At 59.6% G+C, this 22,292-nt stretch carries 24 protein-coding genes; 10 read left to right on the top strand and 14 right to left on the bottom strand.

All coding sequences use genetic code 11. The annotated features are described in order from the left end of the window. Positions 1-51: 51 nt before the first annotated feature. The 6 genes from EAH74_RS26260 to EAH74_RS26235 all read right to left on the bottom strand — a co-directional run bounded on the left by EAH74_RS26260 (position 52) and on the right by EAH74_RS26235 (position 5,575). A complete protein-coding gene (locus EAH74_RS26260) occupies positions 52-957 on the bottom strand; it encodes an acyl-CoA synthetase (RefSeq protein ID WP_140682209.1) in 906 nt (301 codons plus the stop codon). Positions 958-1,149: 192 nt separating this feature from the next. Further along, positions 1,150-2,553, bottom strand: coding sequence for an LLM class flavin-dependent oxidoreductase (locus EAH74_RS26255; RefSeq protein ID WP_140682207.1), 1,404 nt, complete (start codon positions 2,551-2,553; stop codon positions 1,150-1,152). Further along, on the bottom strand, positions 2,553-2,990 hold the full coding sequence (locus EAH74_RS26250; protein WP_140682205.1) for an acyl-CoA dehydrogenase: 438 nt from the start codon (positions 2,988-2,990) through the stop codon (positions 2,553-2,555). The genes EAH74_RS26255 and EAH74_RS26250 overlap by 1 nt, the downstream gene beginning before the upstream one ends. Positions 2,991-3,000: 10 nt before the next feature. Beyond that, entirely contained in the window at positions 3,001-4,203 is a 1,203-nt protein-coding gene (locus tag EAH74_RS26245; RefSeq protein WP_140682203.1) for an SfnB family sulfur acquisition oxidoreductase, read from the bottom strand. Positions 4,204-4,504: 301 nt separating this feature from the next. Beyond that, positions 4,505-4,855, bottom strand: coding sequence for a hypothetical protein (locus EAH74_RS26240; protein ID WP_140682201.1), 351 nt, complete (start codon positions 4,853-4,855; stop codon positions 4,505-4,507). Positions 4,856-5,011: 156 nt separating this feature from the next. Then, complete coding sequence (locus tag EAH74_RS26235) at positions 5,012-5,575, bottom strand: helix-turn-helix domain-containing protein (protein WP_140682199.1); 564 nt, start codon at positions 5,573-5,575, stop codon at positions 5,012-5,014. 15 nt (positions 5,576-5,590) lie between these two features. Here EAH74_RS26235 and EAH74_RS26230 point away from each other — a divergent pair, with 15 nt between their 5' ends. The 7 genes from EAH74_RS26230 to EAH74_RS26195 all read left to right on the top strand — a co-directional run bounded on the left by EAH74_RS26230 (position 5,591) and on the right by EAH74_RS26195 (position 12,901). Further along, the gene (locus EAH74_RS26230; RefSeq protein ID WP_193560150.1) at positions 5,591-6,595 is read left to right on the top strand and encodes a DMT family transporter; all 1,005 of its coding nucleotides are present in this window, start codon (positions 5,591-5,593) and stop codon (positions 6,593-6,595) included. 245 nt (positions 6,596-6,840) lie between these two features. Next, positions 6,841-9,759 carry a monovalent cation/H+ antiporter subunit A gene (locus EAH74_RS26220; protein WP_140682193.1) on the top strand — a complete coding sequence of 973 codons (2,919 nt, stop codon included), beginning with the start codon at positions 6,841-6,843 and terminating at the stop codon, positions 9,757-9,759. Then, positions 9,759-10,103: a Na+/H+ antiporter subunit C gene (locus EAH74_RS26215; RefSeq protein WP_123367228.1), complete on the top strand. Its 345-nt coding sequence runs from the start codon at positions 9,759-9,761 to the stop codon at positions 10,101-10,103. The genes EAH74_RS26220 and EAH74_RS26215 overlap by 1 nt, the downstream gene beginning before the upstream one ends. Then, complete coding sequence (locus EAH74_RS26210) at positions 10,100-11,782, top strand: monovalent cation/H+ antiporter subunit D (protein ID WP_140682191.1); 1,683 nt, start codon at positions 10,100-10,102, stop codon at positions 11,780-11,782. Before EAH74_RS26215 ends, EAH74_RS26210 begins: the two co-directional genes overlap by 4 nt. Next, positions 11,779-12,267, top strand: coding sequence for a Na+/H+ antiporter subunit E (locus EAH74_RS26205; RefSeq protein WP_140682189.1), 489 nt, complete (start codon positions 11,779-11,781; stop codon positions 12,265-12,267). The genes EAH74_RS26210 and EAH74_RS26205 overlap by 4 nt, the downstream gene beginning before the upstream one ends. Beyond that, positions 12,264-12,542, top strand: coding sequence for a K+/H+ antiporter subunit F (locus EAH74_RS26200; RefSeq protein WP_008151692.1), 279 nt, complete (start codon positions 12,264-12,266; stop codon positions 12,540-12,542). Before EAH74_RS26205 ends, EAH74_RS26200 begins: the two co-directional genes overlap by 4 nt. Continuing rightward, positions 12,539-12,901 (top strand): Na+/H+ antiporter subunit G, encoded by a 363-nt coding sequence (locus tag EAH74_RS26195; protein WP_140682187.1) that lies wholly within the window; start codon positions 12,539-12,541, stop codon positions 12,899-12,901. Before EAH74_RS26200 ends, EAH74_RS26195 begins: the two co-directional genes overlap by 4 nt. 118 nt (positions 12,902-13,019) lie before the next feature. On the opposite strand, the gene EAH74_RS26190 is transcribed toward EAH74_RS26195, so the two are convergent. The 4 genes from EAH74_RS26190 to EAH74_RS26175 all read right to left on the bottom strand — a co-directional run bounded on the left by EAH74_RS26190 (position 13,020) and on the right by EAH74_RS26175 (position 15,396). Beyond that, positions 13,020-13,457, bottom strand: a complete 438-nt coding sequence (locus EAH74_RS26190; RefSeq protein WP_123367232.1) for a DUF3995 domain-containing protein — start codon at positions 13,455-13,457, stop codon at positions 13,020-13,022. 130 nt (positions 13,458-13,587) lie between these two features. Next, positions 13,588-14,604, bottom strand: a complete 1,017-nt coding sequence (locus EAH74_RS26185) for an ABC transporter substrate-binding protein (protein ID WP_140682185.1) — start codon at positions 14,602-14,604, stop codon at positions 13,588-13,590. Between the two features lie 118 nt (positions 14,605-14,722). Then, the gene (locus tag EAH74_RS26180; RefSeq protein WP_140682183.1) at positions 14,723-14,926 is read right to left on the bottom strand and encodes a hypothetical protein; all 204 of its coding nucleotides are present in this window, start codon (positions 14,924-14,926) and stop codon (positions 14,723-14,725) included. Next, on the bottom strand, positions 14,926-15,396 hold the full coding sequence (locus tag EAH74_RS26175; RefSeq protein ID WP_008151679.1) for a hypothetical protein: 471 nt from the start codon (positions 15,394-15,396) through the stop codon (positions 14,926-14,928). Before EAH74_RS26175 ends, EAH74_RS26180 begins: the two co-directional genes overlap by 1 nt. 413 nt (positions 15,397-15,809) lie before the next feature. On the opposite strand from EAH74_RS26175, the gene EAH74_RS26170 reads away from it, so the two are divergent. The 3 genes from EAH74_RS26170 (at position 15,810) to EAH74_RS26160 (ending at position 16,818) form a co-directional block, all read left to right on the top strand. Continuing rightward, a complete protein-coding gene (locus EAH74_RS26170; RefSeq protein WP_140682707.1) occupies positions 15,810-16,058 on the top strand; it encodes a hypothetical protein in 249 nt (82 codons plus the stop codon). Between the two features lie 158 nt (positions 16,059-16,216). After that, entirely contained in the window at positions 16,217-16,447 is a 231-nt protein-coding gene (locus EAH74_RS26165; RefSeq protein WP_140682181.1) for a hypothetical protein, read from the top strand. Positions 16,448-16,578: 131 nt separating this feature from the next. Further along, positions 16,579-16,818, top strand: a complete 240-nt coding sequence (locus tag EAH74_RS26160) for a DUF2789 domain-containing protein (RefSeq protein WP_033057641.1) — start codon at positions 16,579-16,581, stop codon at positions 16,816-16,818. A 264-nt stretch (positions 16,819-17,082) separates the two neighbouring features. Here the strand turns inward: EAH74_RS26160 and EAH74_RS26155 are convergent, their stop codons facing one another. The 4 genes from EAH74_RS26155 to EAH74_RS26140 form a co-directional block, all read right to left on the bottom strand. Further along, positions 17,083-18,687, bottom strand: a complete 1,605-nt coding sequence (locus EAH74_RS26155; RefSeq protein ID WP_140682179.1) for a methyl-accepting chemotaxis protein — start codon at positions 18,685-18,687, stop codon at positions 17,083-17,085. 201 nt (positions 18,688-18,888) lie between these two features. Further along, complete coding sequence (locus EAH74_RS26150; protein ID WP_007907888.1) at positions 18,889-19,293, bottom strand: TraR/DksA family transcriptional regulator; 405 nt, start codon at positions 19,291-19,293, stop codon at positions 18,889-18,891. 328 nt (positions 19,294-19,621) lie between these two features. Beyond that, on the bottom strand, positions 19,622-20,644 hold the full coding sequence (locus tag EAH74_RS26145) for an ABC transporter permease (RefSeq protein ID WP_008153855.1): 1,023 nt from the start codon (positions 20,642-20,644) through the stop codon (positions 19,622-19,624). Positions 20,645-20,701: 57 nt separating this feature from the next. Beyond that, complete coding sequence (locus EAH74_RS26140; RefSeq protein WP_140682177.1) at positions 20,702-22,267, bottom strand: sugar ABC transporter ATP-binding protein; 1,566 nt, start codon at positions 22,265-22,267, stop codon at positions 20,702-20,704. Between the last annotated feature and the right edge of the window lie 25 nt (positions 22,268-22,292).

The raw sequence follows: 22,292 nt of genomic DNA, 5'->3' as shown, positions 1-22,292 counted from the left end.
CAAAGTAGGACAGAGGAATACCGCTGACTTGCAGGATGGAATCGGTCGAGCTCATGCGATGTCCCGTTTGAATTCGGATAGCCAGGCAGGCGCAGGTTGCGCGTCGGGGGCGCGCGTGGCTTGCCAGATGAAATGCAGGTTTTGAAAACCCAGCCGTCCGCGAACGCGGTTTTTGATCAGGCGTTGCAGGCCTTTTTCCGGGTGGGCGATGGCCCAGTCGCAGAGGCGTCGCCGCCAGGTGCCTTGTGGGGCGAGACGGCTGTCGATTTCGGCGGCCAGCAATTGCAGGCGCTCGGCCGATAACAGCAATCCCGAGGGTGCCACTTCACGACGGTCGCGGCTGGCACTGTCGGGGCTTTCCGGGAAGGCCAATGATTGGCCGCTGGTCAGCCAATGCTCGAGCAAAACGCTGAGGCCGGCCTGCCATTGGGTGCCCTCTTCACTCCACAATGGCTTGCCTTGTGCCCAGCGGTTCAGGCGTTGCGGGAGTTCAACCGGACCGAGCAGATCAGCGAAGTTCAGCAGCGACTGGCCTTCGTTGAGCCAGTGTTGTCGGGTCTGTCGGTCCTGGACGAACGCGTGAGTGGGACGGCTGCGCCATAGATTTTTGTGCAGTGATTCGGGGTCGAGGTTATCCGGGAAGGTCAGCAACTCACCGCCGATGTGTTGCGATGCCAGGGCCAGCAGCAATAGATTCGGCTCGAAGGCGCCGCTCAACACCAGACGCGATTCTTTTGTGAATCCTTGCTGACTCAACCCGTCGGCCAAACGCTCGACATCGCGCAAGGCATCGATCCAGCGCCAGACGAACCACTGGCCATGGCGTTTGTGGCGCAAGGCCGGTTGCAAGGGGCTGACCTGAGCCCAGTGGCGCAATTGCTCCAACGCCTGGGGCACTTCCACTCGCCACTCGGTGATGTCCGCGATTGGCGGACGTTTGAGTTCGTGCACGCTCATGGGATTGACCTCCTGTTCATGGGCAAAAGCGTGCGGTGGTCCGCTGGGCTGAGATCTGTAAAACACCACCGTCCCCTGTGGGAGCGAGCCTGCTCGCGAAAGCGGTGGATCAGTCAGCATCAATGTTGAATTTGCCGGCCTCTTCGCGAGCAGGCTCGCTCCCACAGGGGATTTGTGTGGTGTTCGAGTCTTCTATGCGGACGCCACTTTCTTTTCCTGCTGCCGCAACGCCGCCAGGTCTCGATAACCCGCTCCCGGATGGATCTCCGGCAATCTCGCCCGTTCCCCGAACAACTTCTCGCGCAAGGTCCCCGGCGCGTATTCGGTCTTGTACACCCCACGCTTCTGCAACTCCGGCACCAGTAATTCCACGGCGTCGATGAAGGTTTCGTGAGTCAATGCATAGGCCAGGTTAAAGCCGTCCACATCGGTCTCCTCGACCCACTCCTGCAGCAAATCGGCGACGGTCTCGGGGCTGCCGACAAACAACGGACCAAAACCGCCGATGCCCACCCAGTCAGCCAGTTCGTTGGGGGTCCAGACCTTGTTCGGGTCCGCCGTGGAAAACGCTTCCACCGCCGATTGAATCGCGTTGGTGTGCACATGCTTGAGCGGTTCATCCGGTTTGAACTGGCTGAAATCAATCCCGGTCCAGCCCGAAATCAGCGCCATTGCCCCTTCGTAACTGACCCAGGTTTTGTATTCCTCGAACTTGGCCTTGGCCTTGGCATCAGTCTCGCCAAGGATCACGGTTTGCAGGTTGAAGATCAGAATCTTCGACGGATCGCGGCCGGCCTCGGCAGCGCGACGACGGATGTCGGCAACGGTTTTCTTCAGCAGCACTTTCGACGGCGCAGCGACGAACACGCACTCGGCATGCTCAGCCGCGAATTGCTTGCCGCGACTCGATGCGCCAGCCTGATAGAGAACCGGCGTGCGTTGCGGCGTAGGTTCGCAAAGATGAATGCCCGGCACCTGAAAGTGCTTACCGACGTGCCGGATCTCGTGGATTTTGCTCGGGTCGCTGAAGATCCGCCGTTCACGATCGCGCAGGATGGCGCCCTCTTCCCAACTGCCTTCCCAGAGTTTGTAGCAAACCTCCAGGTACTCTTCGGCGAAGTCGTAACGGGCGTCGTGTTCGGTCTGGTTTTTCTGGCCGAGGTTCTTCGCACCGCTTTCCAGATAAGAGGTGACGATGTTCCAGCCGGCGCGGCCCTTGGTCAGATGGTCGAGCGTCGACAGGCGTCGGGCGAACGGATACGGGTGTTCGAAGGACAGCGAGGCGGTCAGGCCGAACCCCAGATGCTCGGTGACCAGCGCCATCGGCGGAATCAATTGCAGCGGATCGTTGACCGGCACTTGCGCCGCCTGACGGATCGCCGCGTCACCATTACCGTTGTAGACGTCGTAGATGCCCAACACGTCGGCGATGAACAAACCGTCAAACTTGCCGCGTTCGAGGGTTTTCGCCAGATCGGTCCAGTACTCCAGATCCTTGTACTGCCAGGAGCGATCCCGCGGATGCGCCCACAAACCTGGCGACTGGTGACCGACGCAGTTCATGTCAAACGCGTTGAGTCGAATTTCACGGGCCATCAAACCGCACTCCGTAAGCTTGGAGGATGGATACCGTTGAGGCGGAAGTTACCGATCAGGTGGAGTTTCCAGCGCAACGGATCCTCCAGCGATCCAGGCAATGCGCTGCGTTGGCCGGTGAGTTCGAATTCAGCGTTGCTGACGGCATTTAGCGCGTCGGCGCTGGCCAGGTGCGACTCGGCGATAGCGACGCTGATTTCCGTGTCGTCATCAACGCTGTTCAGAAAGTCTTCGGCGCGTTCGAGCAGCGCGGCGGCGACTTCGATGCGGATGTGCAAATCGCCGAAGCGGCTGATGACGTAAGGATCATCCGTGGCTTGGGCCTGCTGCCGGACGAAACGCAACGTCGCATCAAGCACGCTGCGAGCGTTATGCAAATCATGCTGACTTTTGGCCAGGGTCTGCCCGGCAACAATCGGTTGAGTCAAAGCGTTCATGGTGGGCTCCTCAGTTCCAGGCGTGGCGCGCAGGCTTCACGCCGTTGAGCAGATAATTGCCGATCAGGTGGTATTTCCAGCGTGCCGGATCGTGCAAGGTGTGCGTCCGGGCGTTGCGCCAGTGGCGATCGAGGTTGTACTTGCCGAGCACCGAGCGAGTGCCGGCCAGCTCGAAGAGTTTGCTGCTGGCAAGCAAGGCGATCTCGGCCGATAGCACTTTGGCCTGGGCGACCACCACCGAAGCGCGGGCCACCGTGTCTTCGTTGGGGTTGAGCAAGGCATGGTCAATGGCGCGACCGGCCTTTTTGAGGATCGCTTCGGTGCCGTGGACCCGCCATTCAAGGTCGCCGATCGCAGCGATACTGAACGGGTCCTGCCAGCCGTGATCCTGTCCGCTGTCGATCCATGGTCGGGCTTCGCGGGCGTAGCGTTTGGTTTCTTCCAGGGCGCCGACGGCAATGCCGGTGTCCACGGCAGCCTGAATGATTTGTGAAATCGGGCCGTCGGCGGTGGGTTCGTCGAAGGCCTTGTGGGCCGGGATCACCGCACTGAGCGGGACTTTCACCGCGTTCAGGGTGACACCGCCGCTGGCCGTGGTGCGCTGGCCGAAACCGTCCCAGCTGTCGATAACGGTCAAGCCGGGAGTGTCACGCTCGATGAAGGCGATAAAGGCCTTGTTCTCTTCATCGACCGCCACCGCTGGCACGATGTGCGCGAACAAGGCGCCGGTGCAGTAGAACTTTTCGCCATCGATTTGCGCGGTGTCTTTATCGAAACGGATTCGGGTTTCGAAGGCCCCGGCGTTTTTGCTGTTGGATTCGGAGAAGGCGTTGCCGAAACGATAGCCCTGCAGGACTTTGCCGAAGTAGTAACGCTTCTGCTCTTCGGTGGCGGTTTGCAGCAGGATGTCGAGTACGCCGAGGTGGTTTTGCGGAATCTGGCCGAGGGATGAGTCGGCAGCGGAAATGATCTTGATCACCTCCGCGACGGTCACGTAGGAAACGCCGGCGCCGCCGTACTCCTTGGGAACGGTGATGCCCCAGAGGCCGCTGGCGGAGAATTCGTCGAGTTCGGCGACTGGCAGGCGTCGCTCACGGTCGCGGACACTGGCCTCAATGGCGAAGCGGGCGGCGAGCTTGTGAGCGACAGCGATGGCTTCGGCGTCCGAGCGGATCACGTGGGCGGTGCGAGAGGGTTGGGCAGAGGCTGTCATGGGCCGACTCCGGGGTTTCGGGTGAGTACCCAGAGCCTATTGCAGAAGTCATGCCTGAAAAGGAGTTACACAATATCAACAGGTTACCGAACTATCTTGAGAGGTTTCACCTACAGAAAAACAACAAACTGTTTGTTAGCTGTTGATAGGCGGACAGTAGTGCCTGGCAGTATCCAATCAACGAAAAAGCCGATCCAGATGACTCAATAGCAAATCGAAATTCGCCGGACAGAACCTGTCATCAAGCTCACTGTTATGGGCTGGATCGGCGAAGGGTGCAGCCAATCGCCTGAGTGGACGATCAGTCTTTCAGTTCATAACTCGTCTCTGGTGAAGGTAACTTGTCCTCACCTTGCTGCAACGAATAACTGACAACTGCTGAGTTCCCTTGGGAAAAAGAAAGGTATCGCACGTTAACATCCAATGGTTTGCCCAGGTTAATCTCGTTAAATTCCAGATCCGTAGACCATGTACCGTAAGCCCTCAGCCAAACAGTTAGTATGTCGCCGACCCGAGCCTGTGAAATGACTGGCACCCGGATCGTACCTCCATTTTTTACCGCTTCTCTGTAAATAATCGACCCTTCTGCCTGAAGGATTGTGGGCGCCAACAACTCCGAATTAATGCGGATCTCTTTCAGTTCATAAGTCACCTCTCAACTCTCCTTAGTTCGAGCTAGAAGATCATCGCCACACACGACAACAATCATTACAGCACCTGACAGTGCTGCATCGATTTGGCCTTCGCGTCAGGTAATTGTCTACTGTCAGAAATAACAGGTATGGACTCATATCGGATGAACGGTAGGTCAGATCACCACATTTCGCACAAACCGCGCCGCCACAGGCCCATCGTTGCGATAGGCGTGGGGCTGGTTGCTGGCGAACATGTAGAACTCGCCGGTAGCGATTTCCTGTGGCGTGTCACCGAGCATCAGCGTCAGGCAGCCTTCGAACACATAGATCTGCTCACTCCAGCCCTCGGCGTCCGGTTGCGACGGGTAAATTTCCCCCGGTTGCAGACACCACTCCCACTGTTCCACCTCACGGGTAGCCGTGGCTTTGGACAGTAAAACGGCTTTGCTGCCAGGAATCGTCCCGGCCCAGGCCACTTCGTTGATGCGGCTCGGGTCACGGGCATCCGGGGCCTGGATCAGGTCGCTGAACGCCACGTCCAGCGCTTCGGCCACGCGGTCGAGGGTGGTCAGGCTGACGTTCTTCTCGCCGGCCTCGATGGCCACTAGCATCCGGCGGCTGACCCCGGATTTTTCCGCCAGCGTCGCCTGGCTCATGTCGGCGGCGTGGCGCAAGCGTCGAACGTTTTGGCTGACGTGCTGAAGGACCGAAGTCCGTTGCGTGGAATCTTTGTGCACTATATTGCTCACTCGATGGGGCTGGGCAGTATACTGCGCAACATTCGGCGCATTGTGCGTCCCCCTCAGGTAGCGCGCAAGGTCATGACGTCGGTGAATACCCCTCACACTTCCTCCCGTTTCTCGCGGTTCAGCAAGGCCGAGTGCGTGCTGGTGCTGATCACCATGGTCTGGGGCGGCACCTTCTTGCTGGTGCAGCATGCGATGACCGTCAGCGGGCCGATGTTCTTCGTCGGTCTGCGCTTTGCCGCGGCGGCGATCATTGTTGCGCTGTTTTCCTGGCGACACCTGCGAGACCTGACCCTATTCGAATTGAAGGCCGGGGCTTTTATCGGCGTGGCGATCATGCTCGGTTATGGTTTGCAGACCGTCGGGTTACAGAGCATTCCCAGCAGTCAGTCGGCGTTTATTACCGCGTTGTACGTGCCCTTCGTGCCGTTGCTGCAATGGCTGGTGCTGGGGCGGCGTCCGGGGTTGATGCCGAGCATCGGGATCATGTTGGCGTTTACCGGGTTGATGTTGCTGTCGGGACCGGCCGGTGCTTCTTTCAATTTCAGCCCGGGTGAAATTGCCACGTTGATCAGCGCCGTGGCGATTGCGGCGGAGATCATTCTGATCAGCACGTATGCCGGCCAGGTCGATGTGCGTCGGGTGACGGTGGTGCAATTGGCGGTCACCTCGGCGCTGGCGTTTTTGATGGTGGTGCCGACTCAGGAAAGTATTCCGGACTTCTCCTGGCTGCTGTTATGCAGCGCGCTGGGGTTGGGCGCGGCCAGTGCGGCGATTCAGGTGGCGATGAACTGGGCGCAGAAGAGCGTTTCGCCGACCCGGGCGACGTTGATTTATGCGGGTGAGCCGGTTTGGGCCGGGATTGTCGGAAGGATTGCCGGGGAGCGGTTGCCGGCGATTGCGCTGGTGGGTGCGGGGTTGATTGTGGCGGCGGTGATTGTCAGTGAGTTGAAGACCAAGGGTAAGGCTGTTGCAGCTGAGGAAGAGCTGGAGCGGGAAACACAGGGTTAAGCTTCAAGATCTGTAGCGTCTGGTAGATCGCCTTCGCGAGCAGGCTCGCTCCCACATTTGGAATGCATTCCCCTGTGGGAGCGAGCCTGCTCGCGAAGGGGCCAGACCTGCGGCATACAGAACTTTGAAACAATGTGAATCAGGTTTTTTCCGTCTACCTTGTAGGATTCTGCGACAGCTTGGCGTTTGGTGATCCGAGAGCTGGCACGTATGATGCTTCACAAACTTCCGCAGATTAGAAGCCTATGTCCCTGATAGTTCTACTGCTTCTGCCTTTTATCGGCAGCTGTCTGGCAGCCTTGCTGCCGCACAACGCGCGTAACACCGAATCTTTGTTGGCGGGTCTGGTTGCCTTGATAGGCACCATTCAGGTCGCCCTGCTGTACCCGCAAATCGCCGATGGCGGCGTGATCCGCGAAGAATTTTTCTGGTTGCCCAGCCTTGGCCTGAACTTCGTCCTGCGCATGGACGGGTTCGCCTGGCTGTTCTCGATGCTGGTGCTGGGCATCGGCACGCTGGTTTCGTTGTACGCCCGCTACTACATGTCGCCGGACGATCCGGTGCCGCGGTTCTTCGCGTTTTTCCTGGCGTTCATGGGCGCCATGCTCGGGCTGGTGATCTCCGGCAACCTGATCCAGATCGTGTTTTTCTGGGAGCTGACCAGCCTCTTTTCATTCCTGTTGATCGGCTACTGGCACCACCGCGCCGATGCGCGACGCGGTGCTTATATGGCGCTGATGGTCACCGGCGCAGGCGGTTTGTGCTTGCTGGCGGGGGTCATGTTGCTCGGCCATGTGGTCGGCAGCTATGACCTGGACAAGGTCCTGGCCGCCGGCGATCTGATTCGCGCACACGCCCTCTACCCTATTCTGCTACCCCTGATCCTGATCGGCGCCCTGAGCAAAAGCGCGCAATTCCCCTTCCACTTCTGGCTGCCCCACGCCATGGCGGCGCCGACACCGGTTTCGGCCTACCTGCACTCGGCGACCATGGTCAAGGCCGGGGTGTTTCTACTCGCACGGCTGTGGCCGTCGCTGTCCGGCAGTGAAGAATGGTTCTACATCGTCAGCGGCGCCGGTGCCTGCACCCTGTTGCTCGGCGCGTACTGCGCGATGTTCCAGAACGATCTCAAGGGGCTGCTGGCCTACTCGACCATCAGCCACCTGGGCCTGATCACCCTGCTGCTGGGCCTGAACAGTCCGCTGGCCGCTGTGGCCGCGGTGTTTCACATTCTCAACCACGCCACGTTCAAGGCTTCGCTGTTCATGGCCGCCGGGATCATCGACCACGAAAGCGGCACCCGGGACATCCGCAAGCTCAGCGGCCTGATCAAGCTGATTCCGTTCACCGCCACCCTGGCCATGGTCGCCAGCGCCTCGATGGCCGGCGTGCCGCTGCTCAACGGCTTCCTCTCCAAAGAAATGTTCTTCGCCGAAACCGTGTTCATCAATGCCACGGCCTGGATCGAGATGACGCTGCCCATCGTCGCGACCATCGCCGGCACTTTCAGCGTTGCCTACTCGCTGCGCTTTACCGTCGATGTGTTCTTCGGCCCGACCGCCACCGACTTGCCGCACACCCCACACGAGCCGCCACGCTGGATGCGCGCGCCGGTGGAATTGTTGGTATTCGCCTGCCTGGTCGTGGGGATTTTCCCGGCGCAGGTGGTCGGCCCGTTGCTGGCCGCGGCGGCCCTGCCGGTGGTAGGCGGCACCTTGCCTGAATACAGCCTGGCGATCTGGCACGGCTGGAACGCGCCGATGATCATGAGCCTGATCGCCATGTCCTGCGGCATCGTGCTTTATCTGCTGTTGCGCAATCAGCTCAAACACGGGCGTTTCAAGTACCCGCCGATCATTGGCCGGTTCAACGGCAAGCGCCTGTTCGAACGCAGCCTGGTGATCATGATGCGCCTGGCCCGTCGTCTCGAGCGGCGGATCAGCACCAAGCGCCTGCAAACCCAATTGTTCCTGGTGGTGCTCGCGGCCGTGTTGGCCGGGTTGATCCCGATGCTCCACAGCAGCCTGAGCTGGGGCGACCGGCCGAAGATTCCGGGTTCGATCGTATTCGTGACCCTCTGGCTGCTGGCGATTGCCTGCGCCCTCGGCGCGGCGTGGCAGGCCAAGTATCACCGGCTCGCGGCCCTGACCATGGTCAGCGTCTGTGGCCTGATGACCTGCATCACCTTCGTCTGGTTCTCGGCGCCGGACCTGGCGCTGACGCAATTGGCCGTGGAAGTGGTGACCACGGTGTTGATCCTCCTCGGTTTGCGCTGGCTACCTCGACGGATCGAAGAGGTGTCGCCGCTACCGAGCAGCCTGCGCAAGGCGCGCACCCGCCGTATCCGCGACTTGCTGCTGTCGACCGTGGTCGGTGGCGGCATGGCGTTGCTAGCCTACGCGATGCTGACGCGCCAGACGCCGAACGACATTTCCTCGTTCTACCTCAGCCGTGCCCTGCCCGAAGGCGGCGGCAGCAACGTGGTCAACGTGATGCTGGTGGACTTCCGCGGCTTCGACACCCTCGGTGAAATTACCGTGCTGGTGGCCGTGGCCCTGACCGTATTCGCCCTGCTGCGACGCTTCCGACCTCCGAAAGAAAGCCTGCAATTGCCGGCCCAGCAACGTCTGCTGGCACCCGACGTGGTCACCGACCTGGTCAACCCGCGTCACGCCAGCGACACCGCGCTCGGGTTCATGATGGTACCGGCGGTGCTGGTGCGCCTGCTGTTGCCGATCGCCTTTGTGGTGTCGGTCTACCTGTTCATGCGCGGCCACAATCAACCGGGCGGCGGTTTTGTCGCGGGTCTGGTGATGTCCGTAGCGTTCATCCTGCAATACATGGTCGCCGGCACCCAGTGGGTCGAGGCGCAAATGAGCCTGCGACCGCTGCGCTGGATGGGCACCGGCCTGCTGTTCGCCACGGTCACCGGGCTCGGGGCGATGGCCGTCGGGTATCCGTTCCTGACCACCCACACCTGGCATTTCGAACTGCCGGTATTCGGCGACATTCACATCGCCAGTGCGATGTTCTTCGACATTGGCGTGTACGCCGTGGTGGTCGGTTCGACCCTGTTGATCCTCACCGCCCTCGCTCACCAATCGGTACGGGGTCACAAGACCGCTGCCCTGCCTCGATCCGTCGCCACGCAAGGAACCGTCTGATGGAAGAAGTCATCGCAATCGCCATCGGCGTGCTGGCCGCGTCCGGGGTCTGGCTGATCCTGCGGCCACGGACGTTTCAGGTGGTGATGGGCCTGTGCCTGCTGTCCTACGGCGTCAATCTGTTCATCTTCAGCATGGGCAGCCTGTTTATCGGCAAGGAGCCGATCATCAAGGACGGCGTGCCGCAGAATCTGTTGCACTACACCGACCCGCTGCCGCAAGCGCTGGTGTTGACCGCCATCGTGATCAGCTTCGCCATGACCGCATTGTTTTTGGTGGTGCTGCTGGCTTCCCGGGGCCTGACCGGTACCGACCATGTGGATGGCCGGGAGCCTAAAGAATGAATCTGATGCCGCACCTGATCGCTGCACCGATTCTGCTGCCGCTGCTGACCGCCGCCGTGATGCTGATGCTGGGCGAGAAACACCGTCCGCTGAAGGCCAAGATCAACCTGTTTTCCAGCCTGGTGGGACTGGGCATCGCGGTGCTGTTGCTGCAATGGACCCAGGAGATGGGTGTCCCCGGCTCCATCGGCGTGTACCTGCCGGGCAACTGGCAAGTGCCGTTCGGTATCGTGCTGGTGGTCGATCGACTGTCGGCGCTGATGCTGGTGCTGACCGGGATCATCGGCGTCAGCGCCCTGCTGTTCGCCATGGCCCGTTGGGACGGCGCCGGTTCGAGTTTCCACGCGCTGTTCCAGATTCAGATGATGGGCCTGTATGGCGCGTTCCTGACGGCGGACCTGTTCAACCTGTTTGTGTTTTTTGAAGTGTTGCTGGCGGCCTCTTATGGCCTGATGCTCCATGGTTCGGGTCGGTCGCGGGTGTCGTCGGGGCTGCATTACATCTCGATCAACCTGCTGGCCTCGTCACTGTTTCTGATCGGCGCGGCGCTGATCTACGGCGTCACCGGCACTCTGAACATGGCTGACCTGGCGCTGAAAATCCCGCTGGTGCCGGAAGCCGATCGTGGCCTGCTGCATGCCGGCGCAGGGATTCTGGCCGTGGCGTTCCTGGCCAAGGCCGGGATGTGGCCGCTGAACTTCTGGTTGGTGCCGGCCTATTCCGCGGCGAGCGCGCCGGTGGCGGCGATGTTCGCGATCATGACCAAGGTCGGCGTCTACACCTTGCTGCGTCTGTGGACCTTGCTGTTTTCCGGCCAGGCCGGCGCCTCGGCGTACTTTGGCGGCGACTGGCTGATCTACGGCGGCATGGCGACCATCGTCTGCGCCGCCGTCGCGATCCTGGCCGCACAACGACTCGAGCGCCTGGCCAGCCTGAGTATTCTGGTGTCTGCCGGGATTCTGCTGTCGGCCATCGGTTTCGCCCAGCCGAACCTGATCGGCGCGGCGCTGTTCTACCTGGTCAGCTCGACCCTGGCGTTGAGCGCGTTGTTCCTGTTGGCCGAGTTGATCGAGCGTTCGCGTTCGGCCAATGAAATGCCGTTGTTCGATGACGGCGATCTGCCGCGACCGATGGAATCCTTGCAGCCGCCCAAAGGCATCAACCTCGATGACGAACAGAAAGCCGTGGTCGGCCAGGTGATTCCCTGGACCATGGCGTTCCTCGGGTTGAGCTTCATTGCCTGCTCGCTGCTGATCATCGGCATGCCGCCGCTCTCGGGATTCATTGGCAAACTCGGCTTGCTCAGCGCCCTGCTCAATCCGCTGGGCCTGGGCAATGGCAGCGATGAGCCGGTTTCGAACGCGGCATGGGGCTTGCTCGCGTTGTTGATACTGTCCGGGCTGGCATCGTTGATCGCGTTCTCGCGCTTGGGCATCCAGCGTTTCTGGACACCCGAGGAGCGGCCGTCGCCGTTGCTGCGACGTTTCGAATGTGTGCCGATCATTGCGTTGCTAGGCTTGAGCATTGCGCTGACCTTCAAGGCTGAACCGCTGCTGCGCTACACCCAGGCGGCCGCCCAAGCCTTGAACAACCCGCAACAATACGTGATGGCGGTGCTCGGCACCCGTGCGATTCCAAGCCCGGAAGCCAAAGCCGCGGTAGCGGAGGTCACACCATGAAGCGTCTGTTTCCTGCTCCCTGGTTGTCGCTGGCCCTGTGGTTGCTGTGGCTGGTGCTGAACCTGTCGATGAGTCCCGGCAATCTGCTGCTGGGCGCGGTGCTGGGGTTCTGCGCGCCTTTGATGATGCGCAAGCTGCGGCCACTGCCGATTCGTATTCGTCGGCCGGGCGTGATTGTGCGTTTGTTCTTTCTTGTCGGTCGCGATGTGGTGGTGTCCAACCTCGCCGTGGCCTGGAGCGTGCTCAACGCCGGTCGCCGTCCACCGCGTTCACACTTCATCAAGGTACCGCTGGACTTGCGTGACGCCAATGGCCTGGCCGCGTTGTCGATGATCTGCACGGTGATTCCCGGCACCGTGTGGTCGGAACTGGCGCTGGACCGCAGCATTTTGTTGCTGCACGTCTTCGATCTGGATGACGAAGCGCTGTTCATGCAGCACTTCAAGGCGACCTACGAGCGCCCCTTGATGGAGATCTTCGAATGAGCGCCTTGCTGTCGAACGCAATCCTGCTGAGCCTGTTCATCTTTTCGCTGGCGATGATTCTGACCCTGATCAGGCTGTTCAAGGGGCCGTCGGCCCAGGACCGGGTTCTGGCGCTGGATTACCTGTACATCATCGCGATGCTGATGATGCTGGCGCTGGGCATTCGTTATGCCAGTGACACTTACTTCGAGGCGGCGCTGCTGATTGCGCTGTTCGGCTTCGTCGGCTCGTTTGCCCTGGCGAAATTCCTCCTGCGTGGCGAGGTGATCGAATGAGCGCAGAACTGCCTCTGTGGGTTGAAATTCCAGTGGCGCTCCTGCTGGTGCTCAGCAGTCTGTTTGCGCTGATCGGCGCCATTGGCCTGGTGCGGATGAAGGACTACTTCCAGCGTATGCACCCGCCGGCGCTGGCGTCGACCTTGGGCGCCTGGTGTGTGGCGCTGGCCTCGATCATTTACTTTTCGGCACTCAAGTCCGGGCCGGTGTTGCATGCCTGGCTGATTCCGATTCTGTTGTCGATTACGGTGCCGGTGACCACGTTGCTGCTGGCGCGGGCGGCGCTGTTTCGCAAGCGTATGGCGGGGGATGATGTGCCGGCCGAGGTGAGCAGTCGGCGCACGGAAAGCGGGAGTTAATCGCGAAAAAAATCGCAGCCTCGTTTCACTCGACAGCTCCTACAGGGGAATGCATAACCCATGTAGGAGCTGTCGAGTGAAACGAGGCTGCGATCTTTTGATCTTGCATTACCTCAGATCAGATCCAGGCAACTGCCAACAATCCAGCCCCCAACACCACGCACAACGGCGAATAAGCCCAGGTGTCGAGCCGGGCAAACTTCGAATCCTTCACCTGTTTGAAGAACCCCATCAGATGCGAATCGCCGATCGCCCTGGCGAACATCAGCATCGCAATCGCGCTGATCACCCATTGCAGCGACCAGTGATTCACCGTCGGCAGATACAGACCGACTCGCAAGCACACCAGCATCGCAATCAGCAGCAACCCGACCGCCACCAGCAACGTGGCAAAGCCTGAAGGTTTGAAGGCCGGCCTGGATTGCGCGCCGCCCTCTGCGGATATTCGCGGGACCGCCGCCTCGCTACCCAACGTGCCACCTGCCGCCCAGTACAGGTGGATCAGGCTGATCAACAGGAAGATGGCAGCCATCCATTGCGCGATCAATAGGCTCATGTTTCGGACTTCCAGCGTGAAATGTCGCAGCAGAATGAACTTCCTTGAACGATTTTGTAAGGGTATTCGTCAGCAATGGCGGACTGCCATCAGCGCTGATCGATGACTTTGCACCGCCATGGCCCACCCTTTACTTCAATTCTGCAGACACCTTGTCGGCCACTTCCTTGGGCACCCAGGCCTGCCACACGTCCGGGTGCGCCTTCATGAACGCCTGCGCCGCCTGCCGTGGCGGAGTGTGTTTTACGCTCATCTCGGCCAGCGCCTTGTTCAATGGATCGATTGGCAAATCGACCTTGGTGAAGAACTCGGCAATCTGCGGATACTGTTTCTGGAATGGCGCGGACACGCCAATGGACAGCTTCGAGGGCAGCGAGCGAGTCGGTTTCGGATTTGGATTGTCGGCGTCTGTCAGGGTTTTCCAGGCATCGGCGTCGAACGGCGGCTCTTCGAGCTGAACCAGTTTGAAGCGGCCAAGCAACGGAGTTGGCGACCAGTAATAGAACAGCACCGGTTTGCCGCGCCGAATCGAAGAACTGATCTCCGCATCCAGCGCTGCGCCGGAACCGCTGCGGAAATTCACATAGCTGTCGTCCAGCCCATACGCCTTGAGTTTCTGTTTGTTGACCACTTCCGACGTCCAGCCGATTGGGCTGTTGAGGAAGCGTCCCTTGCCCGGGGTTTCCGGATCTCTGAACACGTCCTTGTATTTCGGCAGGTCGCTGACACTGCGCAGGCCCGGCGCCAGCGGCTTGATGCCTTTCGCCGGGTCGCCCTTGATCACATATTCGGGCACCCACCAACCCTCGGTGGCGCCCTTGACCGTATCGCCGAGACTCGCGACTTTGCCTTCGGCCTCAGCCTTGACCCAGACCGGACTGCGACCAGCCCATTCTTCGCCAATCACCTGAATGTCATTGTTGGCCAGTGCGGTCTCCAGGGTGATGGTCGTCCCCGGCAACGTATCGGTCGGTAGCCCGTAGCCCTTCTCGACAATGATCCGCAGGATATCGGTGATCAGGCTGCCGCTTTCCCAGTTCAGGTCGGCGAAGTGGATCGGCGCCTGGGCAGCGAACACCGGAACGGGTGAAGCCAACAATCCGAAAGTGGCCAGGGTAGCGGCCAGTAACCGTCGAAATCCGTTCATGCTTTTGCACCTCGTGCTGTTCACAGCAATAGCAGGATGGCCTGGCAGAAGACCGCAAAGCCTCTGAATACTCAGTCAACTGACTGTAGTAGAGGTTCCTGCTTTCGAGGGAGGTCAATCAGTTTTCGGGAGGTTCCTGCAAGCGCGCCAACGCTCTTCGTACCATGCTGGCGTATTCCGCCGGACGCAACGTATAGATCTGTGACGCCACCCAACCCAGCCATGCACCTTGCAAAACAGCCTTCTGCTCGAACAGGCGCTGGGCTTCGGCTTGCGCACTGGCCTGGTTCTGTTCGTGGAAGTCGGCGCGGGTCAGGGTCATTATTCGCTGGCCTTGAAGGTGACCAGTTCCCCTTTGCGCCACTTGGCAGCCTTGGCGGTCACGGCTTTCAGGGTTTTGGTCAGGCCTTCCTGCAGCTGTTGGTGAGCGGCGAACACCATCACCACGCTATGACCTTCCTTGAACACGATCCCGTGGCCATCAGCGGTGGTGACGAACGCGTAATCACCCAGGCCGTAAACCGTCAGTTTGATTTCGCGGAACTTGATGTCCAGCTTGCCGCCTTCGCGACTGGGCAATACAGAGGCGCTGAAATGATCGCCGACCTTGAGCTTAAGCCCTGGCTTGTCATCAACCACCAGCGCCTCTTCGGTGTCGATCTCGGCAATATAAATGCCTTCAGCGTTCTGTTCGGTGATGTAAACAAAACGTGACTGGAACTGTTTAACCAGCTTTGCGCGCAAATCACCCAGCACGAACAAAGCATGCATATCGAGATTACTTACTGCCAAGGAAACATCCCCACATCTGAAAATGATGCTGCACGCAGGAAAACAGCGCACAGCAGAAAAAAGCGGCAATGCCGAAGGTGTTACAAAAAGGCCCGGGTTGAAATCCTGGAACGAGCAGAGGGCTCATCCATCGCGAGGCTTGAGAAGACTACTGGAACAACACTCACGTCGTCTTGCCTGGCGTTCGTCAGAGGTTGAAGGAAAAAGCCCTTCCGACGGCCAGAAAAACGGGACTACCAACTTTAGGGAAAAAACTCTTTAAAAAAAGCACTTTTCCGACATATCGCCAGCAAAAAATTGCTTTAGATGAACATCGATCGCCAAACACTGACGGTGATTCTAGAGCAGCGATGCTCATCGAGACTACCCAAAACCACGTACGCACGTCGGTAAAACAACGAAAAGGACTTCATATGTGCACGCTGACACATTTTGCTCACCCTCCGGCGCCCAATACGTACAGTTCGAGGACACTACCCCCAGGGATGTTTCAACCGCATGAATACTACCCTGAAGAGCTCGCCCGGCCACGCTTTCAGGTCATTCTGGCCGGCAATGCCTTTTTTCATATCAAAGAAACTTCCACCGGCCGCGTCAGAGGTTTCCGCGGCAATCATAACGAAGCCTGCGCCCTTGCCCGCTCCCTCGAGTTACGCGGTTGACGGTCCCGCCACGTTCATTTCCATAGACGCTTCGTCACGCCGGCGACTTAACTCAGCCGCCGGCATGCAACTACTGCCATACTGCCCGACCAATGAAATCCGTCCCCAGGGTGGGCGGCGTTCAAAACAACAGAATATTTTCAAGGGAAGGCGGCTACGTGACGGAATTTGATATCGGTGAATTTTTTATCCGGGGCGAAGCCAGAGAGGTCGAAGGCGAATTCCAGGCAGTCATTGTCATGCGCGCCAAACCACCGCTGACCACCGTGACGTATCACCAGGTCGAGAAGGATCGCTGGTTCAAGACCTCGGACGTCGCCGCCGTTGCCGCCCAGGATGCCGCCAAGGCGCTGAAGGTTGCCGTCGATGAAGGTGCATTGAAAGCCTGATAGTCGGTTTGCAGTCTATGCTCACTTCTGCTTTTGAACATCGCCATCGAACTCCTGAAGCGCGGCTCTCTCAGAGGTATTGAAGCCGCCCCTCAGATCTCGCACTCGACGCGACCCGCAAGGAGATGAACATGGATTCACCGACACATGACTTGAAAGGTTTGTTCGACCAACTCGGCCTGGACTCCAGCGAGAAGGCCATCGACGATTTCATTGCCAGTCATTCACCCCTGGCCGACGACAAGAAACTCATCGATGCCGAGTTCTGGACCCCGCAGCAAGCAGGCTTCCTGAAAGAACAATTGCGTGAAGACGCGGATTGGGCGCGGGTGGTCGACGACCTGAACCTGCGCATGCATCAGATTCACTAGCCTGCGGTTCAATGCAGGCTGTCGGGTGTGTCGACCTTCAATTGCGCCAGCCAGACAGCCCTGCATTCCTCAGATTCATCGCGACTAGTGCACGCATTCCCCTGTAGGAGCTGTCGAGTGCAACGAGGCTGCGATCTTTTGATCTTGCCGTAGGCTTTGCCCGACCTAATGCGTGTGTTCAGCCTCTGGGAAAGGGCAAGATCAAAAGATCGCAGCCTCGTTGCACTCGACAGCTCCTACAGGGAGGGGTGTATGCAAAACGGCTCAACGAGATTTTTCCGGTTTATAGCCCAAGCGCAAACCACCCCAATGCCGGCCCTTGAGCATGATCGGCACCGAGAGGTCGTGCATCAGTTCACCGGTGTCGCGGGTGTAGGTTTGCAGCAGTACGGCCTGCTGGTGACTGCCGCAGCGGATACCGGTGCGGTCGGCGAATTTGCGTTTGGTGCGGTTCTGCAAGGTATCGACCTGGGCATCACCGGTCAGTGGTTGGCTGAAGACCTTGTTGTGGGTCGGCACATAGCCCTGCTGCGTACAGGCGATGGCGAACACCAGGCCTTCATGACGCGGCAGCAAGGGTTCCTGGATCGCCGGCAAGACCCGATCGGCATAGCGATCGAAGCGGGTCTGGTATTTGGCCGGGCTGGTGTTGGGAATGGTTTGGTAATTGCGGTCAAACAGGTCATCGAGGCTCACGCGGCCCTCGTCGATATCCGCTTCAAAGCGCGCTGCAATCTGACTCGCGCCTTCACGGGCCAGGTCATAAATCCGCTGGTGATAGTCATCCAGCCCGACTTCGGCGAGGCGTTCGCTGATGGTTTCGGCCTGACCTTCCATTTGCACGGCGGCCTGGGCCAGACGCTGGGTCTGTTGATCACTGATCGCCAGATCGCTGCGCATCTGTTCGATGGCGTGAAACAGGCTATCGAGTTGTTCGCGGTTGGTGTCGGCGCCCCTGGCGATTTCCCCGACCTGGCTTTCGACGCCAGCAGCCAGACGCGCAATGTTCTCCAGATGCTGACCGGTGTGCTCGACCTGTTCGACACCGGTGTCGAGGTCGCTGGACAGTTGACGGATCTGCTCCACCACTTGCGCAGTGCGTTGCTGAATATCAGCGACCATCTCCCCGACTTCACCAGTGGCCGTCGCGGTGCGCGCGGCCAGGCCGCGAACCTCATCGGCCACCACCGCAAATCCGCGACCATGCTCGCCGGCCCGCGCCGCCTCGATAGCCGCGTTCAATGCCAGCAGATTGGTCTGGCTGGCGATGGACTGGATCACCAGGGTGACCCGTTGGATATCATCACTGCGCAGACTCAGGGCTTCGATCAGTTCACGGCTGTTGCTGGCGCGCTGACTGAGTTGATGCATACGGGCGATGGACTCGATCAGCTCCGTACGCCCTGCCGCGCTGCTCCGATGAGCCTCGCTGGCCGCGCTGAGCGCTTCCCGGCTGAGTGTCGAGGTGGCTTGTTCGGTCGCGATCATTACTTCGGCGTTGCTGACAATCTGCGCCGCGGCACCGAGCTGCGATTGCAGTTTGTCGGCCAGTTGCTTGACCGAAAAGGCCACACCGGCGGCAGACAACGCGTTATGACTGGTGGTGTAGGAAAGATCGCGAGTCAACTCGGCAATCGCGCTGGCGCTGTCGACGGGGGTTGCCTCAGGGATGGCGCGCGAGCGCAAGCGAGGTAGCCATATAACCAGCATCGCCAATGGCAGGCCAAGGTAAAGCGACCAACCGCCCAGCGTCATGCCGCACAACAACAGCATCAGGGCGATGCTTTGCAGGGTCGGCGTCAGCCAAAGGTTTTTCGGCAAAAGCACGGGTGCAGACGCTGCTGCAACCAGAGATCCGTCACGCGTCATCTTCGTCACCCCACAAATAATTCTAATTGTTGTATCGGCATTAAACGCCACTACAAGGCCATTATCTATGGTCCATTAGTAGTGGGCATTGCAGCAGATCAATAGAAGTGCGCGGGTTTTTCGCAGACGAAAAAAAGCATCGCGGGCAAGCCTTGCTCCTGACAGGAGTGAGGCTTGCCCGCGATGCGGGGCGTTACGAAATCAGGCCTGACGCTGGTGCTTGTCGATCTGTTCGTGACGCTCTTGAGCTTCGATGCAGTACTTGGTGGTCGGGCTGATCAGCAGGCGCTTCAGGCCAATGGCCTCGCCGCTGTCGTCGCACCAGCCAAAGCTGTCTTCCTTGATGCGTTCCAGAGCCTGTTCCAACTGAGGCAGCATGCGTTGGTCGCGATCGATCGCGTTCACCAGCCAGGTGCGCTCTTCTTCAACAGAAGCAGCGTCGGCCGGATCGGCCGGGGTGTCCAGGCTTTCGATGGCGATGCGGTTCTGTTCGATGCGCTCATGGGTTTCGACTTTCATGTTCTGCAACAGCTCAGAGAAAAAAGCATGTTGCTCGGCATTCATGTAGTCATCCGCCGGCATGGCCAGCAACTTGTCCTTTGTCATTGATATCTCTATAAAAAAACGTGCATTAAGGCGAATTAGGGAGCGTTCCGGCGGACCTGGGTTGGCCATCGGAAAGGCGCCGTTTAATTCCAAGCGCCACCCGGCACTCAATTTACGAGGGGCGGCAGTCTAAGGCCGACTTGAGGCCTCAGCAACTGAAAAGACAGCGAATTTGTCCGACTAAGCCCTGAAAGTGCTCTACGGCAGTCTTTGCGATGGTTATCGGAGTGCGTTTATAGCAAGAAATTCAATCGCGCGGCTGTATATAGAAGACAAATGGTTGCGCCACGCGGGTCAGGCGTGGCGCATTGGCTGCTTTATCTGAGGCTCAGCGCTTGAGTTTGCGCTTGTTGCGGTACTGATCGATGACCACTGCGACCACGATGATCAGGCCTTTGATGATGTCCTGAATGTAAGCATCGACGCCGACAAAGGTGAAACCGCTGGCCATGACCCCGAGGATCAGTGCGCCGATCACCGTGCCGGTGATGCGCCCTACTCCGCCGGCCAGGCTGGTGCCGCCGATCACGGCCGCGGCAATCGCGTCCAGCTCATAAGACATGCCCATCCCGGCCTGCCCGGTCGCGGCCCGTGCCGACGCCACCACACCCGCGAGCCCTGCCAGCAAACCGGCGATGCTGTAGACGATCACCAGATGCCGCTTGACGTTGATCCCCGAGGTACGCGCCGCCTGCATGTTGCCGCCGATGGCGTAGGTGTACTTGCCGTACTTGGTGTAACGCAGGGCGATGTGAAAGATCACCGCGACCACCAGGAAAATGATCACCGGCATCGCGCCGTGTCCGATCGCCGTGTAGGAATCCGAGAGCATGCTCACCGGTTGGCCTTCGGTGTAGTAACGCGCGAGGCCACGGGCCGAGACCATCATGCCAAGGGTGGCAATGAACGGCGGGATACCGGTGATGGCAATGATGCTGCCGTTGATCGCCCCCGCCAGCAGTCCCACCCCGAGCCCGGCAATCACCGGGATCCACACCGGCAAGTCAGTCAGCGACGGGAACACCGCCCGGGCGAAGTCCGACGTCTGGGCCAGACTGGCAGCGATCATCGCCGACAGCGCCAGCACTGAGCCGGAAGACAGGTCAATGCCGGTGGTGATGATGACCTGGGTCACGCCGATCGCCAGCAGACCGATAATCGACACCTGCAGGATCATCAGCACCAGACGCTGGGAGTTCATCAGGAAACTCTGGTCGCGCACGATCCAGCCAAACACTTCAAAGACCAGGCCGATGCCAATCAGCACCAGAAAAATACTCAATTCGGTCGGAAAGCGCCGGCGACTCTTGACCGGTGCCGTTGCTGGCTTGTTTTCCAGTATCGCGTTCATAAACACTCACCCTTCTATCGCGTCGTCGGCGCTGGCCACAACCAGCGCCGACATCCATTAGTGAACCGCGGACATGCCCGAGGCCAATTGCATCACTCGTTCCTGGGTCGCTTCGCTGCGGTCGAGGGTGCCCATCAGGTCGCCCTCGTGCATGACCATCACCCGGTCACTCATGCCGAGCACTTCCGGCAGCTCCGAGGAAATCATGATCACCGCCATGCCTTCGCTGGCGAGGTAGGCGATGAGCCGGTAGATCTCGGCCTTGGCGCCGACGTCGATACCGCGGGTCGGCTCGTCGAGAATCAGGATCCGTGGATTGGTCATCAGCCAGCGAGCCAACAAGGCCTTCTGCTGATTACCGCCGGACAGCGTGTCGATGCACTGCTCCAGCGACGGGGTTTTGACCCGCAGCTTCTTGCACATGTCTTCGCACAAGGCGCGCAGGGCTTTTTGCTGGATGAAACCGTGGCCGGCGTAATGCGGCAACACCGCCATTTCCATGTTCTCCAGTACCGACAGGCACGGAAACAGGCCGCTGAGCTTGCGATCTTCGGTCAGTAACGCGAAGCCCTTCTCGATCGCCATGTGCGGATCACTGATGCGCACCACTTCGCCGTCGAGGCGAATCTCGCCACCGTCGCTCGGGGTGATGCCGAAAATCGCTTCGGCGACGTTGGTCCGCCCCGAGCCCATCAACCCGGCGATGCCGAGGATCTCGCCGGCGTGCAGGTCGAAGGAAACATCCTTGAAAATGCCGTCCAGTTTAAGGTCGCGCACCGACAGCAGCAGATCGCCGATCGGCTTTTCACGCACCGGGAACAACTGGCTCAGCTCGCGGCCGACCATCATCGAAATCAGGCTGTCGCCGTCCATGCTGTCGGCCCGTTGCAGGCCGATGTAGGCGCCGTCACGGAACACCGCCACTTCATCGGCGATGCTGAACACTTCGTTCATTTTGTGGGTGATGTAGATGATGCCTTTGCCCTGACTCTTGAGGTCGGCAATGATCGAGAACAGATGCGCAACTTCCTTGTCGGTGATGGCCGAGGTCGGTTCATCCATGATCAGGATGTCGGAATCGTAGGACACGGCTTTGGCGATCTCGACCATCTGCCGTTCGGCGATGCTCAGGTTGCCGACCTGCTCTTCCGGATCGAGGTTGATCCGCAGGCGTTCCAGCAGTTTCGCGGTGCAGCGATGCATTTCCCGGTGGTCGATCATGTGGAAACCGTTCAGCTGCTCACGGCCGATCCAGATATTCTCGGCGATGCTCATGTGCGGCATCAGGTTGAGTTCCTGGTGGATCATCGCGATTCCGGCCTGGAGCGCAGCCAATGGCGTTTCGAAGACCACCGGTTTGCCTCTCAGGCGCAGTTCACCGGCGTCCGGCTGATAGATGCCGGCAATGATTTTCATCAGGGTGGATTTGCCCGCGCCGTTTTCGCCCATCAGGGCCAGCACGGAACCGGGGCGTACCCGAAGCTGCACATCGGACAAGGCCACCACACCGGGAAATCCCTTGCTGACGTTGATGATCTCCAGCAGGTACGGCTCATCGACAGGTGTTGCAGCTGGCTGGTTACCCACCAACGGGGTGCTCGAAGCAGTCGCTGAAGCGAACATGATCAGGTACTCCATCAGCAAGGTC

Source organism: Pseudomonas mandelii, from assembly GCF_006438925.1.
GTDB lineage: Bacteria > Pseudomonadota > Gammaproteobacteria > Pseudomonadales > Pseudomonadaceae > Aquipseudomonas > Aquipseudomonas mandelii_C.
This window is presented reverse-complemented; position numbering and strand designations above follow the sequence as displayed.